The following is a 16,086-nucleotide window of genomic DNA, read 5'->3' as shown; positions in this document are numbered from 1 at the left end:
GTCATTGTCGACCGGAGAACCCATGGCACAGCGCACGCTGGCTCGCTATCTGACCGAAGAGCACCGCAACAAGGGCCGCATTCCGGCCAATCTCAAATTCCTGATCGAAGTCGTTTCGCGTGCCTGCCACGCCATCTCGATCGCCATCGGCAAGGGCGGCCTCGGTGGCGTACTCGGTGAAGCCGGCAGCGACAACGTGCAGGGTGAAGCACAGAAAAAGCTGGACGTGCTCTCCAACGAAATCCTGCTGGAAGCCAACGAATGGGGGGGGCATCTGGCAGCGATGGCCTCCGAGGAAATGGATTTGCCGCACCTGGTGCCGAACCGTTTCCCGAAAGGCGAATACCTGCTGACCTTCGATCCGCTCGACGGCTCCTCCAACATCGACGTCAACGTCTCGATCGGCACCATCTTCTCGGTGCTCAAGTGTCCGGACGGCGCCGACCTGAGCACGCCGGAAGCCGCCCAGGCCGCCTTCCTGCAGCCGGGCACGGCCCAGGTTGCCGCCGGCTACGCGGTATACGGCCCGACCACGCTGCTGGTGCTGACCGTCGGCGACGGCGTCGCCGTTTTCACGCTGGACCGCGAGCAGGGGCAATTCGTGTTGACCCAGGAACAGGTCCGCATTCCGGAAGACACCAAGGAATTCGCCATCAACATGTCGAATCGCCGCTTCTGGGAAGCGCCGGTCCAGCGCTATGTCGACGAAATGACCGCCGGCACGACCGGGCCGCTGAGCAAGGACTACAACATGCGCTGGGTGGCCTCGATGGTCGCCGACGTGCATCGCATCATGACCCGCGGCGGCATCTTCATGTATCCGATGGACGAGAAAGTGCGGAGCAAGGGCGGCAAACTGCGCCTGATGTACGAGGCCAACCCGATGGCCTTTCTGGTCGAACAGGCCGGCGGTGCCGCCACCACCGGCCGCCAGCGCATCATGGAACTGACCCCGCAGGATCTGCATCAACGTGTACCGGTGATTCTCGGCTCACGCAACGAAGTCGCACGGGTCACCGGCTACCACGCCGACTGACGACGGACCGGAAAAAACACCAAGGGGGCTGCAAAGCCCCCTTTTTTTACGTCGGTCGATTAACGCACCTCAGCGGTAACCGCCTTCATTGGCATTGTGGATGACCCAGGTCAGGTAATAACCGGTACCGAATCCGGCCTGGTTCGAGAAGATCAGACGCCCCTGACCTTTATAGACCATTTCCCAGCGCGACTTGTCGCTACCGAAATAAAACGGGATGAAGGCCTTGCCCGTGATGTAGGCGCCCTGATCGGTCGGTGCGCCGATCTGGTCCATGACCTGCTGCTGCGACATGCCGATCTTCAGGCGGGTGAATTTGCTGCTGGCGGCCGGCACACCGGTGATTTCGCCTTCCCAGCCATTAAGCCCCTTGACCATGGTGCCTTGCCCCGCCTCAACCTTCGTCGAATCGGTCACCGGCTTGTTTCGGGAGAGGTTATAGCTTCCCTGGGCAGCCGGGGCGGCCGACGTCGCCGCAGCCGGCGCCGCCTTGGCTGCCGGCACGCAATCCTCGGCCGGCGCAACGGCGGCCTTCGCCGTCTTGCTTGTCGTCTTGGCGGACTTCTTGGTGCTCTTGGCGGGCTTCGCCGCTTCCTTGCACACCGGCTTTTCCGGCGCCGTCGCCGGCGCCTTGGCCTCGGCAACCGGCGCACTCTCGGCTGCCGGCGCATCGCCTTCCTTCGGCTGATTCGACGAACAGCCGGCGAACAGCGAAGCCGCCAGCAGCATCAGGAACAACGGGGTCGGACGGGACAGAAGTTTCATGGATCAAGACCTTTCGCAAAAACGGGAAACCGGCCGCAGCGCCATTTCCCGGAAAACCTGTAATCCCGGATCATAACGCGCCGCCCCGCCCCGCTTCAAACAAGGGATTCAGCGCCGACCGCCCGGCACCCGGCGGGCTTGCACCGGCCCCCAGCCTATCCAAAACAACGGTTTTGGCCGATAATTTCGGTTTTTTCGCAGGCTGGATTTTCGAAAAATGAGCGTCAGCACCCCCACCAAGTTCAATCCCCTGACCGGCGCCATCCGTGCCCTGGCCATGGATGCCGTCCAGCAAGCGAATTCCGGTCACCCGGGCGCCCCGATGGGCATGGCGGAAATCGCCGAGGTGCTGTGGCGCCGCCACCTGCGTCATAACCCGACCAATCCGAACTGGGCGGACCGCGACCGCTTCGTGCTGTCGAACGGTCACGGTTCGATGCTGATCTACGCGTTGCTGCACCTGACCGGCTACGACGTCTCGATCGACGACCTGAAGAATTTCCGCCAGCTCCACGCCAAGACGCCGGGCCACCCGGAATACGGCTATACGCCGGGCGTCGAGACAACCACCGGGCCGCTCGGCCAGGGCATCACCAACGCCGTCGGCTTCGCGCTGGCCGAAAAGGTGCTGGCCGCCGAGTTCAACCGCCCCGGCCACGACATCGTCAATCACCACACCTATACCTTCCTCGGCGACGGCTGCCTGATGGAAGGCGTCTCGCACGAGGCCTGCTCGCTGGCCGGCACGCTCGGCCTGGGCAAGCTGATCGCTTTCTGGGACGACAACGGCATCTCGATCGACGGCCACGTCGAAGGCTGGTTCACCGAAGACATCCCGAAACGTTTCGAGGCCTACGGCTGGCATGTCGTGCCGAAGGTCGACGGCCACGATCCCGAAGCCATCGAACGCGCACTGCTGGCTGCCAAGGCGGTGACCGACAAGCCCAGTCTGATCTGCTGCAAGACGGTCATCGGCGCCGGCTCGCCGAACAAGCAAGGCAGCCACGACTGTCACGGTGCACCGCTGGGCAAGGATGAAATTGCCGCTGCCCGCGCCTACATCGGCTGGAATTTCCCGCCCTTCGAAATCCCGGGTGACGTCTATGCCGCCTGGAACGGCAAGGTACGCGGCGCAGCTTTCGAGGAAAACTGGGAACGGCGTTTCGCCGGCTACAAGACGGAGTTCCCGGCATTGGCTGCCGAATTCGAGCGTCGCGTGCTGAATCGTGAACTGCCCGCCGACTGGGAAGCGACCAAGGCCGCCTACCTGCAGGCCTGCCGCGACAAGGCCGAGAACATCGCCACCCGCAAGGCTTCGCAGAACGCCATCGCCGCGCTGGTCCCGGCGGTGCCGGAAATCTTCGGCGGCTCGGCCGACCTGGCCGGCTCCAACCTGACCTTCGTCAAGGGCAGCAAGGGTGTCACCCGCACCGAAGGCGGCAACTACTGCTACTACGGCGTGCGCGAATTCGGCATGACCGCGGTCGCCAACGGTATCGCGCTGCACGGCGGCCTGATTCCCTACACCGCGACCTTCCTCGTCTTCTCCGACTACGCCCGCAACGCGATCCGCATGGCGGCGCTGATGAAGCAGCGCCAGATCATGGTCTACACGCACGATTCCATCGGTCTCGGCGAGGACGGCCCGACGCACCAGCCGGTCGAGCACATCCCGTCGATGCGCATCATCCCGAACCTCGACGTCTGGCGTCCGGCCGATGCGACGGAAACGGCAATTGCCTGGATTTCTGCGGTCGACCGCAAGGATGGCCCAAGTTTGCTGGCACTGTCACGGCAAAACCTGCCAACCGTGACGCAGCAGGTCGCCGACGCCGACATCGCCAAGGGCGGCTATGTGCTGGCCGAAAACGCCGAAGCGCAGATCACGCTGATCGCCACCGGCTCCGAAGTCAAGCTGGCGCTCGACGCCCAGGCCGCGCTGGCCGGCGAAGGCATCGCCGCCCGCGTCGTGTCGATGCCCTGTACCAACGTCTTCGACCGCCAGAGCGCCGACTACAAGGCCAGCGTACTGGGCGCCTGCAAGAAGCGCATTGCCATCGAGGCGGCCCATCCGGATTTCTGGCGCAAGTACGTCGGCCTGCACGGCGCGGTGATCGGTATCGACCGCTTCGGCGAGTCCGCACCGGCCGGCCAGTTGTTCGAGATGTTCGGCTTCACCGTCGGCAACGTCGTCGCCACGGCGAAAGCGCTGTTGTCCTGATCCCAGATTCAAAACGCAGAGAGGAAAATCATCCATGGCTATCAAGGTTGCAATCAACGGTTTCGGTCGTATCGGTCGCTGCACGCTGCGCGCGATCTACGAGCAGGGCTTGCAGAACGAATTCGAAGTCGTCGCGATCAACGCTTCCGGCGACCTGGCGACCAACGCCCACCTGCTGAAGTACGACACCACGCATGGCCGCTTCGGCACCAGCGTCGAAACCGAAGGTGAAAACTGCATCGTCATCGACGGCAAGAAGATCGCCTTCTACTCGACCAAGGATCCGAAGGGCGTCAACTGGGCCGACCACGGCGTCGACGTGCTGCTCGAATGCACCGGCGCCTACACCACCAAGGCCAAGGCCCAGGCGCTGCTGGAGCAGGGTGCCAAGCGCGTGCTGATCTCCGCGCCGGGCGGCGACGACGTCGATACGACCATCGTCATGGGCGTCAACGAAGGCGCGCTGAACGCCGGCATGACCGTCGTCTCCAACGCCTCCTGCACGACCAACTGCCTGGCCCCGGTGGCCAAGGTGCTGGCCGAGAGCGTCGGTATCAAGCAGGCGCTGATGACCACGGTGCACGCCTACACCAACGACCAGGTCACCGTGGACGTGCGCCACAAGGACCTGCGCCGCGCCCGCGCCGCCGCCGCCAACATCATCCCGACCAAGACCGGCGCCGCCAAGGCCGTCGGCCTAGTGCTGCCGCAACTGGCCGGCAAGTTCGACGGCTTCTCGCTGCGCGTGCCGACCATCAACGTCTCGCTGGTCGACCTGACCTTCACCGCCGAGCGCGCCACGACCAAGGAAGAGATCAACGAACTGATGACCAAGGCGGCCAATGGCCCGCTGAAGGGCATCATGGCCGTCAACAACGACCCGCTGGTTTCCTCCGACTTCAACCACACGACCGTTTCCTCGACCTTCGACGCGACGCAGACGCGCGTCATCAAGGGCGCCGACGGTTCCGTGCTGGTCAAGGTGCTGGCCTGGTACGACAACGAGTGGGGCTACTCCTGCCGCATGCTCGACGCGGCCCGCGCCTGGATGGCCGTCAAGTAAGACGCAGCAAGGACAAGGGGCCGCAAGGCCCCTTTTTTTCACCCATCGACGGAGAATCGACCATGCGACTGTCAGCCATCCCCCTGAGCCTTGCCGTCCTCGTCCTGCCCTTCACCGCCGTAGCGGAAGAAGCGGCCAAGAACGCCGCCCCCGCCGAGGAACCGGTCATCGTCGGCAATCCGCCGGCCGATCATCCCTTCGGCAAACTGAAGATCGGCATGACCGCCAAGGAGGCGCTCGCCATCGTCGGCCAGCAGCCGACCAGCCAGAACGGCTGGTGTACCGGCAAGCACCGCATTCCCTTCTATTCCGGCGCCGATCGCGGCCGCATCGTGATGCTGTTCAAGGGTATGGGCCAGCTCGACTTCAACGCCGGCATTTCCATGGGCATGTTCGGCCGCTGCAGCAGCGACGAGCCGCTCGACCTGATCTACATCGAATACAAACCGGACTCGACCGGCGAACTCGACAAGGGCTGAACACCCTCGACTCAAAGCAGGCCGATACTGGCCGCCGCATCGCCGACCGCGGCAGCGGCCGTGCGGCCGGTCGCACCGTCCAGCGGCCGGCTGGCATCGGCCGCCTGCTCGCTCTGCGGGCCGTCTTCCTTGTGCCCCAGCAGGTATTCGCGCATTTCCTTGGCAATTGCCGCCTCGGCCGCCTGACGCTCGTCCGGCGTCATCGCTGCCAGCTTTTCTTCGGTCAACCCGAGTTTTTTCATGATTTTCTCGCGCAACAGGACCATCGGCCCCTTGTCGAGATACTCCTGCAGGGATTTCAGCAAGGTTTCCCGGGCACTCGGCTTTTCTGTGGCCGAGGTCTGCTGCGACGAATCGCTTTCGGCGGCCGGGGCAGAGGCCTGGCTTTGGCCAAGCGCCTGCCGGAAAGCGGCGGAGAAATCGCCGCCCGAAGCTTTTGCCACGTTCTTCGAGCGGTTGGCCAATCCGGTGTAATCGGTATCGATCAGCATTGTTCGCGTCCTCAAATGATCCATACCCACGACAGCAAAATACATACCTTCCCCCTGGAAGCCTTAAAACCAAGGCTCTCCCCGTTTTTTCCCCGGCAACACCGGCCGACCGGCAATTTCTGCCGCAGAAATAATCGCCGCCATGCCACAAGACCCCTCGGCTTTCCGGTGACAAAGTCTTAAAATCGCAAAATATTTTTGTCCTGATTCTTTTCTCCCGATTCGGCCGACGTGCCCCTTCCCCGCCCCCCCCTCCGTCTTGCGATCAACGGCTACGGCCGGATCGGACGTTGCGTCCTGCGGGCCCTGCACACCTCGCCCCTGGCGGAACGCCTGCACGTCGTGGCGATCAACGAGCCGGCCGACCTGGCCAGCATGGCCTACCTGACCGAATTCGATTCCACCCACGGCCGCTTTCCCGGCCGGGTCGACGCCGGCGCGGATGGCTTGCGCATCGACGGGCGGGAGATTCGCGTCACCCATGCCGACACCCCGCAAGCCGTCGACTGGGCCGACCTGGACATCGACCTGCTCGTTGAATGTTCCGGGGTCTACGGTCAACGCCCCGCACTGCAGGATTTTCTCGACAGCGGCTGCCCGCGCCTGCTGCTCTCCCATCCGGGAGCCTCGGCCGACGATGTCGACGCCACGATCATCACCGGCATCAACGAGGACAGGCTGACCGGCGAGGAGCGACTGGTCTCCGCCGGCTCCTGCACGACCAACGCCATCGTCCCGGTGCTCGATCTCCTCGATGCGGCGTTCGGCATCGACCAGGTCTTGCTGACCACACTGCACTCGGTGATGAACGACCAGCCGCTGATCGACGCCTATCACCACACCGACCTGCGCCGCACACGCTCGGCGATGCAGTCGATCATCCCGGTGTCGACCGGCCTGGCACGCGGCGTCGAGCGGCTGCTGCCACGGCTCGCCGGACGGGTTTCCGCCAAGGCGATCCGCGTCCCGACGCTCAACGTCTCGGCCATCGACCTGACGATTTCCACCCGCCAGCCGGTCGACCGCAATGCCATCAACGCCCTGCTGCGCGACGCCAGCCAGCACCGGCTGGCCCATCTGCTGGCCTATTCCGAAGCGCCGCACGCCTCGATCGATTTCAATCACGACCCCCATTCGGCCATCGTCGATGGCAGCCAGACGCGGACCGGCGGCAGCCACCTGGCCAACCTGTTCGTCTGGTTCGACAACGAATGGGGCTTCGCCAACCGCATGCTCGAAGTGGCAGACCACTGGTCGCGCCGCTGGACCGATTACCACCTATAAAACCACTCTGGAGAAGACTCTCATGAACGTGATCAAACTCACCGACCTCGACGTTTCCGGCAAGCGCGTATTCATCCGCGCCGACCTCAACGTGCCACAGGACGAGGCCGGCAACATCACCGAAGACACGCGCATCCGCGCCTCGCTGCCGTCGATCCGCTACTGCCTGGAAAAAGGCGCGGCAGTGATGGTCACCTCGCACCTCGGCCGGCCGACCGAAGGCGAACTGAACCCGGAAGACAGCCTGATGCCGGTCGCCGTGCGTCTCGGCCAGCTGCTGCACCTGCCGGTGCGCCTGATCGCCGACTGGGTCGACGGCGGCTTCGAGGTCAAGCCGGGCGAAGTCGTGCTGCTCGAGAACTGCCGCGTCAACAAGGGCGAAAAGAAGAACAACGAAGAGCTGGCACAGAAGATGGCCAGGCTCTGCGACATCTACGTCAATGACGCTTTCGGCACGGCCCACCGGGCCGAAGCGACGACGCACGGCATCGCCAGATTCGCCCCGGTCGCCTGCGCCGGCGTGCTGATGGGCGCCGAGATCGACGCGCTGTCCAAGGCGCTGCACGAGCCGAAGCGCCCGCTGGTCGCCATCGTCGGCGGTTCCAAGGTGTCGTCCAAGCTGACCATCCTCAAGTCGCTGGCCGACAAGGTCGACCAGCTGATCGTCGGCGGCGGCATCGCCAACACCTTCCTGCTCGCCTCCGGCAAGCGGATCGGCGAATCGCTGGCCGAGCCGGAACTGGTCAAGGAAGCCCAGGCGATCATGGACATGATGAAGGCGCGCGGCGCCGACGTGCCGCTGCCGACCGACGTCGTCGTCGCCGACGAAGTCTCGGCCCTGGCCCGCGCCAACAAGATTTCCGTCGACGATGTGACGGCGCACGACCGCATCCTCGACGTCGGCCCGAAGAGCGCCGTCAAGCTGGCCGAGATCATCGCCCACGCTGGCACCGTCGTCTGGAACGGCCCGGTCGGCGTCTTCGAACTGCCGCAGTTCGCCGGCGGCACCAAGATGATGGCGTCCGCCATCGCCCACTCGGAGGCTTTCTCGATCGCCGGCGGCGGCGACACGCTGGCCGCCATCGCCAAGTTCCACATCGCCGACGACGTCGGCTACATCTCGACTGGCGGCGGCGCCTTCCTGGAGTTCCTCGAAGGCAAGAAGCTGCCGGCGATCGCCGTGCTGGAAGAACGCGCCGCCGGCTGAGCGAGATGCAGGGCAAGCGACGCATCCTCGTCGCCGACCCGTCCAAGGTCGTCAGGTCGACGCTCGCCAAGCACCTCAAGGACGATTTCGACGTCCGCGAGGAGCATGACGGCGAGTCGGCCTGGCAGACCCTGGTGCTCGATGCTTCCATCGTCGCCGTGATCAGCGGCCCCCATTTGCCGCGCGCCGACGGCTTCGAACTGCTCGAACGACTGCGCGGCAACCGGCTCCACCGGCTGTCCGACATGCCTTTCCTGCTGCTCGTCTCGCCGGACGAACCGGCGGACCGACGCAGCCGCGCCAAGCAACTCGGCGTCAGCGACTTCCTGATCCGCGGCATGAACGGTGGAGAAATCCGCCAGCGCCTGATCCGGTTGATCGACTGGGAAATCGCCAGCGACTGCGGCCTGCGCCAGATCGGCGGCAGTCACCACGACGATGCCCCTTTTCCGGAGGTCGCAAGCTTCCTCCTGGCCGCCGAAAAACTGGCCGCAGACTGCGTCGACCGCAGCCAGGGACTGACGCTGATCTGCTTCGGCCTGGAAAGCGAAACCTTGTTGCGCCAGCGCTTCGGCGAACCGGCGATCCGCGGCATCGGCGAACGGATCGCCCGCGTGATCCGTAGCAAGACCGGGCGCCGCGACCTGATGGGCCACCACACCGGCTCGACCCACGTCATCGCCTCGCCCGGCACCAGTCCGGCGACCTGCCTGGCTTTTGCCCAGCGCGTCTGCCGCGGGCTCAGCGAAAGCACCGCCAGCATCCTCGGCCAGCCGATGCAGATCGCCGTCAGTGCCGGCCTGGCCAACAGCGAACAGGAAGGCACCCTGTCGGTGCCGGCGCTGCTGGCCACCGCCAGCCGGCGCCTGGAAGCCGCACGTACGATGCGCGGCGCCAGCACGGTGGCCGAAGACGGCAGCGACGCCCCGGCCGGCGAGGATTATTTTTCGGCCCTGCAGGAAATCATGCGCCAGAACAGCATCACCGCCCATCTCGGGCTGACCGGCCTGCACCTGATGCCGCTGATGCGACTGCTCGAACGGGAATTCCATTTCGGCCTGCCGCTGCGCGACATGGAACAGCATTTCCGGCAACGCGCCCGCAACGAATCCGATACAGACTGACAACAACCCATTTTCAGGAGACAGACATGACCCGCCACACCAAGATCGTCGCCACGCTCGGCCCCGCCTCGTCCAGCCCGGAAGTGCTGGAGCGCATGGTGCAGGCCGGCGTCGACGTCGTCCGCATGAACTTCTCGCACGGCACCGCGGCCGACCACAAGGCGCGCGCCGAGGGCATCCGCGCCGCGGCAGCCAAGTTCGGCCGGACCATCGGCATCCTGGGCGACCTGCAGGGACCGAAAATCCGCGTCGGCAAGTTCGAAAACAACCGCATCACGCTGATCGCCGACGAACACTTCATTCTCGATGCCGCCTGCAAGCTGGGCACCCAGGAACGCGTCGGCCTCGATTACAAGGACCTGCCCAAGGACGTTCGCCCCGGCGATATCCTGCTGCTCGACGACGGCCGCCTGAAACTTGCGGTCGACGCCGTGCGCGGCACGGAAATCCATACCCGCGTGCTGGTCGGCGGCGAGCTGTCCAACAACAAGGGCATCAACCGCCAGGGCGGCGGCCTGACCGCGCCGGCGCTGACCGCCAAGGACATGGACGACATCAAGACTGCCGCCGAGATCGGCGTCGATTTCGTCGCCGTCTCCTTCCCGAAGAGCGCCGCCGACATGTACATGGCCCGCCAGCTGCTGCGCGCCGCCGGCAGCGATGCGGTGCTGATCGCCAAGGTCGAGCGGGTCGAGGCGGTGGACAACCTGATCGAGATCCTCGACGCCTCCGACGGCGTCATGGTCGCCCGCGGCGACCTGGCAGTCGAGGTCGGCGATGCCGCCGTGCCGGCGCTGCAGAAGAAGATGATCCGCCTGGCCCGCGACCGCAACAAGCTGACCATCACCGCCACGCAGATGATGGAATCGATGATCAACTCGCCGGTGCCGACCCGCGCCGAGGTCTCCGACGTGGCCAACGCGGTGCTCGACGGCACCGACGCGGTGATGCTGTCGGCGGAAACGGCGAGCGGCAAGTACCCGGTCGAGGTCGTCGAATCGATGGCGCGCATCTGCGTCGAAGCCGAGCGCTCGGCCGAAGTGACGCTCGACCGCGAATTCCTCGACCGTGTGTTCACCCGCATCGACCAGTCGATCGCCATGGCCGCGATCTGGACGGCGCATCACCTGAAGGTCAAGGCGATCGCCGCGCTGACCCAGTCCGGCTCGACGGCGCTGTGGATGAGCCGGCTGAACTGCGGCGTGCCGATCTATGCACTGACGCCGGATGCGCCGTCGCTGTCGCGCATGGCGCTGTTCCGCGAAGTCCGTCCGCTGCTGATGGCCCAGCAGCACGTCGACCGCGACCAGTTGCTGGCCGAAGCCGAATCGCTGCTGATCGACAAGGGCGTCGTCGAGCCCGGCGACCTGATCGTACTGACCATCGGCGAACCGATCGGCAGCAGCGGCGGCACCAACACGTTGAAGATCGTCCGCGTTGGCGAACACCAGCCCACCCGATCGTAATAAAATAGCGGACTCAACCCGATAGACACCACGTACCAGGAGTTTCCATGCCGCTCGTATCCATGCGCCAACTGCTCGACCACGCCGCCGAGCACGACTATGGCCTGCCCGCCTTCAACGTCAACAACATGGAACAGGTCTGGGCCATCATGGAAGCGGCCAGCCAGATCGATTCGCCGGTGATCATGCAGGCCTCGGCCGGCGCCCGCAAGTATGCCGGCGAGCCCTTCCTGCGCCACCAGATCCTGGCCGCCCTCGAAGCCTACCCGCACATCCCCATCGTCATGCACCAGGACCACGGCCAGAGCCCGGCGGTGTGCATGGCCGCGATCAAGTCCGGCTTCTCGTCGGTGATGATGGACGGCTCGCTGGAAGCCGACGGCAAGAGCGTCGCCAGCTACGAATACAACGTCGAGGTCACCCGCAAGGTGACCGAACTGGCGCACAGCATCGGCGTTTCCGTCGAAGGCGAACTCGGCGTGCTCGGCTCGCTCGAAACCATGAAGGGCGACAAGGAAGACGGTCACGGCGCCGATGGCGTGATGACCCGCGAACAACTGCTGACCGACGTCGAGCAGGCCGCCGACTTCGTCAAGCAGACCAACTGCGACGCACTGGCCATCGCCATCGGCACCAGCCACGGCGCCTACAAGTTCACCAAGAAGCCGACCGGCGACATCCTCGCCATCGACCGCATCGCCGAAATCCACGCCCGCATCCCGAACACCCACCTGGTGATGCACGGCTCGTCGTCGGTGCCGCAGGAACTGCTCGAGGAAATCCGCCAGTTCGGCGGCGACATGAAGGAAACCTACGGCGTGCCGGTCGAGGAAATCGTCAAGGGCATCAAGCACGGCGTGCGCAAGGTCAACATCGACACCGACATCCGCCTGGCGATGACCGGCGCGGTGCGGCGCTACTTCGTCGAGAACCCGTCCAAGTTCGACCCGCGCGACTTCCTCAAGCCGGCCCGCGAAGCCGCCAAGAAGATCTGCCTGGCCCGCTTCGAAGCCTTCGGCTGCGCCGGCCAGGCGAGCAAGATCAAGCCGTTGTCGCTGGACCGGATGGCCGAGCGTTACGCCAAGGGCGAACTGAACCAGATCGTCCGCTGAGCGGGATCGCACTGCGTTCCGGAAAAGCCGCCACGGGCGGCTTTTCTTTTGCCCGAACGAAATCCGTCGCCGACGCTCCAAGCACCACCTCATGCCCACCGCCAGCCGATGAACGCTCCCTCCCTCGCCGAACTCTTCCGCCTGCGCAGCTTCGTTGCCTTCTTCTCGGCGCGACTAGCGGCGATGCTGGCCAACCAGATGCTGATGGTCGCCGTCGCCTGGCAGATGTACGACCTCACCGGCAGCGCCTGGGATCTCGGCCTGGTCGGCCTGTTCCAGTTCGTGCCGGCCTTGGTGCTGACCTTGCCGGCCGGCCACGCCGCCGACCATTTCAATCGCGGCCGCATCTTCGCCGGCTGCATGCTCAGCCAGGCGCTGGTCGGTTTCGTGCTGCTGCTGGCCATCGCCGGCGGCCACGAAACGCGTGGGCTGATCCTCGGGTTGTCCATCGTGCTCGGCGTCGCCCGCGCCTTCCAGATGCCGGCGCAGCAAGCGCTGATCCCGCTGCTCGTGCCGCCGGCCCTGCTCGGCCGGGCGATCACGCTGGCCAGCAGCGGCATGCAGGCGGCGATCATCGCCGGGCCGGCGGTCGGCGGCGCACTCTACGTGCTCGGCGCCAGCGCCGTCTATTCGGTGTCCACCGTCCTGCTGCTCGGGGCGGCCGGCCTGATGTTGTCGGTCCGTTACGAACAGGCGCCAGCGCCGGCCAATACCGGCTGGCAGGACATCCTGGCCGGCGCCCGCTTCGTCTGGCGCAACAAGGTGCTGCTCGGCGCCACCAGCCTCGATCTGTTCGCCGTGCTGCTCGGCGGCGCCACTGCGCTGCTGCCGATCTTCGCCCGCGACATCCTGCACGCCGGTCCGCAGGAGCTCGGCCTGCTGCGCGCGGCTCCGGCGGTCGGCGCCTTCGCGATGTCGATCGCGCTGCTGCGCTGGCCGCTGCATCGGCATACCGGCCCGCTGATGCTCGCCTCGGTGGCGATATTCGGGCTGGCCACCGTGATCTTCGGCCTGTCGACGCACGTCGGCCTGTCGCTGTTCGCGCTGGCGATCACCGGTGCGGTCGACAACGTCAGCGTGGTGATTCGCCAGACCATCGTGCAGACCGATACGCCAGACGAAATCCGCGGCCGGGTGTCGGCGATCAATTCGATCTTCATCGGCGCCTCGAACCAGCTCGGCGAATTCGAATCGGGCGCCACTGCCGCGCTGTTCGGGCCGGTCGGCTCGGTCGTGCTCGGCGGGATCGGTACGGTCGCCGTCGCGCTGCTGTGGTTCCGACTGTTCCCGACGCTGGCCCGACGCGACCGGCTGATCGGCGGCTGAGCTCAGGCGTCGCCGGCCAGGCGCAGCGCAACCAGCAGATCGGCAACCAGCGCGTCGCAATCCGCCGCATTCACCGGTTCGCCCTCGTTGTAGCCGTAGGGCACGCAGTACACCGCGCAGCCGGCGTTGCGCGCCGTCTCGATGTCGTGCCGCGAATCGCCGATGTGCAGGTTGCTGGCGACATCCGCCCCCAGCTCGGCGCAGGCATGCAGCAGCGGCGCCGGATGCGGCTTGCGCTGCGCCGTCGTGTCGCCGGAAACGATGGACTGGAAATAATGGGCGATGCCGACCCGTTCAAGCAGCGGACCGGTAAAGGCAGCCGGCTTGTTGGTCACCACCGCCAGCGGCAGACCGGTCGCCGCCCAGGCCGCCAACCCTTCGCGGACACCGGGGAAAAACTGCGCTTTCAGCCCGTTGACCGCAGCATAGTGACGGCGGAAGACGGCAATCGCCGCATCGAGTTGCGCGGCATCCGGCGGCGTCTCGCGGGTCAGGCAGCGCTCGACCAGCACCGCCATGCCGCGCCCGACGAAGCGGCGGATCTCATCCTCGCTGCGCGGCGCCAGGCCGAGTTCGAGCAGCGTCAGCCGGCAGGCCTCGGCCAGGTCGCAGACCGTGTCGAGCAGCGTGCCGTCGAGATCGAAGGTGACGGAGCGGAATTTCATGCGTTCTCCTCAAGCGCCGAGCGCAGGGCCCGGATGATCGTGTCGTAGCGGTGCGGGTCATCGTCGCGGCCAGCGCCGAAAACGGCCGAACCGGCGACGAAGGCATCGACGCCGGCGCGGGCGATTTCGCCGATGTTGGCCGGGTTGACCCCACCATCGATCTCGAGCCGGATGCGCCGCCCGCTGTCCCGCGCATAGGCGTCGATTTTCGCACGAGCCGCCCGCGCCTTGGCGAGCGTCGCCGGAATGAATTTCTGGCCGCCGAATCCCGGGTTAACGCTCATCAGCAGCACCACGTCGAGCTTGTCCATCACGTGGTCCAGCCAGGCTAGCGGCGTTGCCGGATTGAACACCAGGCCGGCCCGGCAGCCGCCGTCGCGGATCAGCGCCAGGCTGCGGTCGACATGCGCCGACGCCTCCGGGTGAAAGGTGATGATGTCGGCGCCGGCCTTGATGAAATCGGGGATCAGGCGGTCGACCGGACTAACCATCAGATGCACGTCGATCGGTGCCGCGGTATACGGCCGGATCGCCGCGCAGACCTGCGGGCCGATGGTCAGGTTGGGCACGTAATGGTTGTCCATCACGTCGAAGTGGATCCAGTCGGCACCGGCGGCGGCGACGTTGGCGACTTCCTCGCCGAGACGGGCGAAGTCGGCCGACAGGATGCTCGGGGCGATGACGAAAGCGGGGTCGGAAGCGAAATCGGACATGGCAGTCTCCTGGGCAAAAAAAGGCCCCGCGAACGGGGCCAAAGACGACACAAGGGTCGCGCAGAGTTGCTCGAAGCAGAATCGGGTGGGGTCAACGGTAGGTGGCGGCCATTTTCTCCAGCGCCAAGGGCTTGATCCGGCTGGCCCGCCCGGCCGAACCGAAGGCTTCGAAACGCGCCCGGCAAAGGTCGCGGGCGGCGGCCACGGCGGCTTTCAGGAAGGCGCGCGGATCGAATTCCTCCGGTTTCTCGGCCATCGCCTTGCGCATCGCGCCGGTCATCGCCAGGCGGATGTCGGTGTCGATGTTCACCTTGCGCACGCCGTGCTTGATGCCTTCGACGATCTCCTCGACCGGCACACCGTAGGTTTCCTTGATCGTGCCGCCGTAATGGCGGATGGTCGCCAGCCATTCCTGCGGCACGCTGGAGGAACCATGCATGACCAGATGAGTGTGCGGAATCTTCGCGTGGATCGCCTTGATGCGGTCGATGGCAAGGATTTCACCGGTCGGCGGGCGGGTGAACTTGTAGGCGCCGTGGCTGGTGCCGATGGCGATGGCCAGCGCATCGACGCCGGTCCTGGCGACGAAGTCGGCGGCTTCGTCGGGGTCGGTCAGCAGTTGCGCGTGGTCGAGCTTGCCGACGGCACCGACGCCGTCCTCCTCGCCGGCCTCGCCGGTTTCCAGCGAACCGAGGCAGCCGAGTTCGCCTTCGACCGAGACGCCGATCGCGTGCGCCATCTCGACCACCCTGGCGGTCGTCGCGACGTTGTAGGCGTAGCTGGTCGGCGTCTTGCCGTCGGTGCCCAGCGAACCGTCCATCATCACGCTGGAGAAGCCGCTGCGCATCGATTGCTGACAGACCGCCGGCGAGGTGCCGTGGTCCTGGTGCAGGCAGACGGGAATGTCCGGGTACTGCTCGATGGCGGCTTCGACGAGTTTGCGCAGGAAAGGCTCGCCGGCGTACTTGCGGGCGCCGGCCGAGGCCTGCAGGATGACCGGGCTGTCGCAGGCCTCGGCGGCCTGCATGATCGCCTGGATCTGCTCGAGATTATTGACGTTGAAGGCGGGTAGACCGTAAGCGTGCTCGGCGGCGTCGTCGAGCAGCTGGCGCAGGGAAATCAGGGCCATCGTCG

General features: G+C 65.7%; 15 protein-coding genes. 10 read left to right on the top strand and 5 right to left on the bottom strand.

Translation table 11 applies throughout. The annotated features are described in order from the left end of the window. Nucleotides 1–22: 22 nt before the first annotated feature. Complete coding sequence (locus L0962_RS14555) at nt 23–1,036, top strand: class 1 fructose-bisphosphatase (RefSeq protein ID WP_234087186.1); 1,014 nt, start codon at nt 23–25, stop codon at nt 1,034–1,036. Nucleotides 1,037–1,105: 69 nt separating this feature from the next. Here the strand turns inward: L0962_RS14555 and L0962_RS14550 are convergent, their stop codons facing one another. Continuing rightward, a complete protein-coding gene (locus L0962_RS14550; RefSeq protein WP_234087185.1) occupies nt 1,106–1,801 on the bottom strand; it encodes a hypothetical protein in 696 nt (231 codons plus the stop codon). A 217-nt stretch (nt 1,802–2,018) separates the two neighbouring features. Here L0962_RS14550 and tkt point away from each other — a divergent pair, with 217 nt between their 5' ends. From tkt to L0962_RS14535, 3 genes are all read left to right on the top strand, one after another. Then, nucleotides 2,019–4,022, top strand: a complete 2,004-nt coding sequence (gene tkt / locus L0962_RS14545; protein ID WP_234087184.1) for a transketolase — start codon at nt 2,019–2,021, stop codon at nt 4,020–4,022. Nucleotides 4,023–4,056: 34 nt separating this feature from the next. Then, nucleotides 4,057–5,085 carry a type I glyceraldehyde-3-phosphate dehydrogenase gene (gene gap / locus L0962_RS14540; RefSeq protein WP_234087183.1) on the top strand — a complete coding sequence of 343 codons (1,029 nt, stop codon included), beginning with the start codon at nt 4,057–4,059 and terminating at the stop codon, nt 5,083–5,085. Nucleotides 5,086–5,147: 62 nt separating this feature from the next. Continuing rightward, on the top strand, nt 5,148–5,564 hold the full coding sequence (locus tag L0962_RS14535) for a hypothetical protein (protein ID WP_234087182.1): 417 nt from the start codon (nt 5,148–5,150) through the stop codon (nt 5,562–5,564). Between the two features lie 11 nt (nt 5,565–5,575). Here L0962_RS14535 and L0962_RS14530 read toward each other — a convergent pair whose 3' ends face one another. Next, nucleotides 5,576–6,055: a hypothetical protein gene (locus tag L0962_RS14530; protein WP_234087181.1), complete on the bottom strand. Its 480-nt coding sequence runs from the start codon at nt 6,053–6,055 to the stop codon at nt 5,576–5,578. 231 nt (nt 6,056–6,286) lie between these two features. Here L0962_RS14530 and L0962_RS14525 point away from each other — a divergent pair, with 231 nt between their 5' ends. The 6 genes from L0962_RS14525 (at nt 6,287) to L0962_RS14500 (ending at nt 13,574) form a co-directional block, all read left to right on the top strand. Beyond that, nucleotides 6,287–7,339 carry a glyceraldehyde 3-phosphate dehydrogenase NAD-binding domain-containing protein gene (locus tag L0962_RS14525; protein ID WP_234087180.1) on the top strand — a complete coding sequence of 351 codons (1,053 nt, stop codon included), beginning with the start codon at nt 6,287–6,289 and terminating at the stop codon, nt 7,337–7,339. A 22-nt stretch (nt 7,340–7,361) separates the two neighbouring features. Further along, nucleotides 7,362–8,546, top strand: coding sequence for a phosphoglycerate kinase (locus L0962_RS14520; RefSeq protein ID WP_234087179.1), 1,185 nt, complete (start codon nt 7,362–7,364; stop codon nt 8,544–8,546). A 5-nt stretch (nt 8,547–8,551) separates the two neighbouring features. Further along, nucleotides 8,552–9,670, top strand: coding sequence for a response regulator (locus L0962_RS14515; RefSeq protein ID WP_234087178.1), 1,119 nt, complete (start codon nt 8,552–8,554; stop codon nt 9,668–9,670). Nucleotides 9,671–9,696: 26 nt separating this feature from the next. Then, nucleotides 9,697–11,136 (top strand): pyruvate kinase, encoded by a 1,440-nt coding sequence (gene pyk, locus L0962_RS14510; protein WP_234087177.1) that lies wholly within the window; start codon nt 9,697–9,699, stop codon nt 11,134–11,136. Nucleotides 11,137–11,183: 47 nt separating this feature from the next. After that, a complete protein-coding gene (fba, locus tag L0962_RS14505; RefSeq protein ID WP_234087176.1) occupies nt 11,184–12,248 on the top strand; it encodes a class II fructose-bisphosphate aldolase in 1,065 nt (354 codons plus the stop codon). A 108-nt stretch (nt 12,249–12,356) separates the two neighbouring features. Continuing rightward, complete coding sequence (locus L0962_RS14500; protein ID WP_234087175.1) at nt 12,357–13,574, top strand: MFS transporter; 1,218 nt, start codon at nt 12,357–12,359, stop codon at nt 13,572–13,574. A 2-nt stretch (nt 13,575–13,576) separates the two neighbouring features. Here L0962_RS14500 and L0962_RS14495 read toward each other — a convergent pair whose 3' ends face one another. The 3 genes from L0962_RS14495 to fba (L0962_RS14485) form a co-directional block, all read right to left on the bottom strand. Then, nucleotides 13,577–14,239: a phosphoglycolate phosphatase gene (locus L0962_RS14495; protein WP_234087174.1), complete on the bottom strand. Its 663-nt coding sequence runs from the start codon at nt 14,237–14,239 to the stop codon at nt 13,577–13,579. Continuing rightward, entirely contained in the window at nt 14,236–14,952 is a 717-nt protein-coding gene (gene rpe, locus L0962_RS14490) for a ribulose-phosphate 3-epimerase (protein ID WP_234087173.1), read from the bottom strand. Before rpe ends, L0962_RS14495 begins: the two co-directional genes overlap by 4 nt. A gap of 91 nt (nt 14,953–15,043) precedes the next feature. Next, nucleotides 15,044–16,081 carry a class II fructose-bisphosphate aldolase gene (gene fba, locus L0962_RS14485; RefSeq protein ID WP_234087172.1) on the bottom strand — a complete coding sequence of 346 codons (1,038 nt, stop codon included), beginning with the start codon at nt 16,079–16,081 and terminating at the stop codon, nt 15,044–15,046. Nucleotides 16,082–16,086 lie beyond the last annotated feature (5 nt).

Source organism: Azonexus sp. R2A61 (assembly GCF_021401135.1).
Lineage (GTDB): Bacteria > Pseudomonadota > Gammaproteobacteria > Burkholderiales > Rhodocyclaceae > Azonexus.
This window is presented reverse-complemented; position numbering and strand designations above follow the sequence as displayed.

What these genes read in the sequence shown, in the direction of transcription:
- rpe (WP_234087173.1), bottom strand. Translation starts at nt 14,952, where the DNA reads ATGTCCGATTTCGCTTCCGACCCCGCTTTCGTCATCGCCCCGAGCATC.
- L0962_RS14530 (WP_234087181.1), bottom strand. Translation starts at nt 6,055, where the DNA reads ATGCTGATCGATACCGATTACACCGGATTGGCCAACCGCTCGAAGAAC.
- tkt (WP_234087184.1), top strand. Translation starts at nt 2,019, where the DNA reads ATGAGCGTCAGCACCCCCACCAAGTTCAATCCCCTGACCGGCGCCATC.
- L0962_RS14515 (WP_234087178.1), top strand. Translation starts at nt 8,552, where the DNA reads ATGCAGGGCAAGCGACGCATCCTCGTCGCCGACCCGTCCAAGGTCGTC.
- pyk (WP_234087177.1), top strand. Translation starts at nt 9,697, where the DNA reads ATGACCCGCCACACCAAGATCGTCGCCACGCTCGGCCCCGCCTCGTCC.
- gap (WP_234087183.1), top strand. Translation starts at nt 4,057, where the DNA reads ATGGCTATCAAGGTTGCAATCAACGGTTTCGGTCGTATCGGTCGCTGC.
- L0962_RS14535 (WP_234087182.1), top strand. Translation starts at nt 5,148, where the DNA reads ATGCGACTGTCAGCCATCCCCCTGAGCCTTGCCGTCCTCGTCCTGCCC.
- L0962_RS14550 (WP_234087185.1), bottom strand. Translation starts at nt 1,801, where the DNA reads ATGAAACTTCTGTCCCGTCCGACCCCGTTGTTCCTGATGCTGCTGGCG.
- fba (WP_234087176.1), top strand. Translation starts at nt 11,184, where the DNA reads ATGCCGCTCGTATCCATGCGCCAACTGCTCGACCACGCCGCCGAGCAC.
- L0962_RS14555 (WP_234087186.1), top strand. Translation starts at nt 23, where the DNA reads ATGGCACAGCGCACGCTGGCTCGCTATCTGACCGAAGAGCACCGCAAC.
- fba (WP_234087172.1), bottom strand. Translation starts at nt 16,081, where the DNA reads ATGGCCCTGATTTCCCTGCGCCAGCTGCTCGACGACGCCGCCGAGCAC.
- L0962_RS14520 (WP_234087179.1), top strand. Translation starts at nt 7,362, where the DNA reads ATGAACGTGATCAAACTCACCGACCTCGACGTTTCCGGCAAGCGCGTA.
- L0962_RS14500 (WP_234087175.1), top strand. Translation starts at nt 12,357, where the DNA reads ATGAACGCTCCCTCCCTCGCCGAACTCTTCCGCCTGCGCAGCTTCGTT.
- L0962_RS14495 (WP_234087174.1), bottom strand. Translation starts at nt 14,239, where the DNA reads ATGAAATTCCGCTCCGTCACCTTCGATCTCGACGGCACGCTGCTCGAC.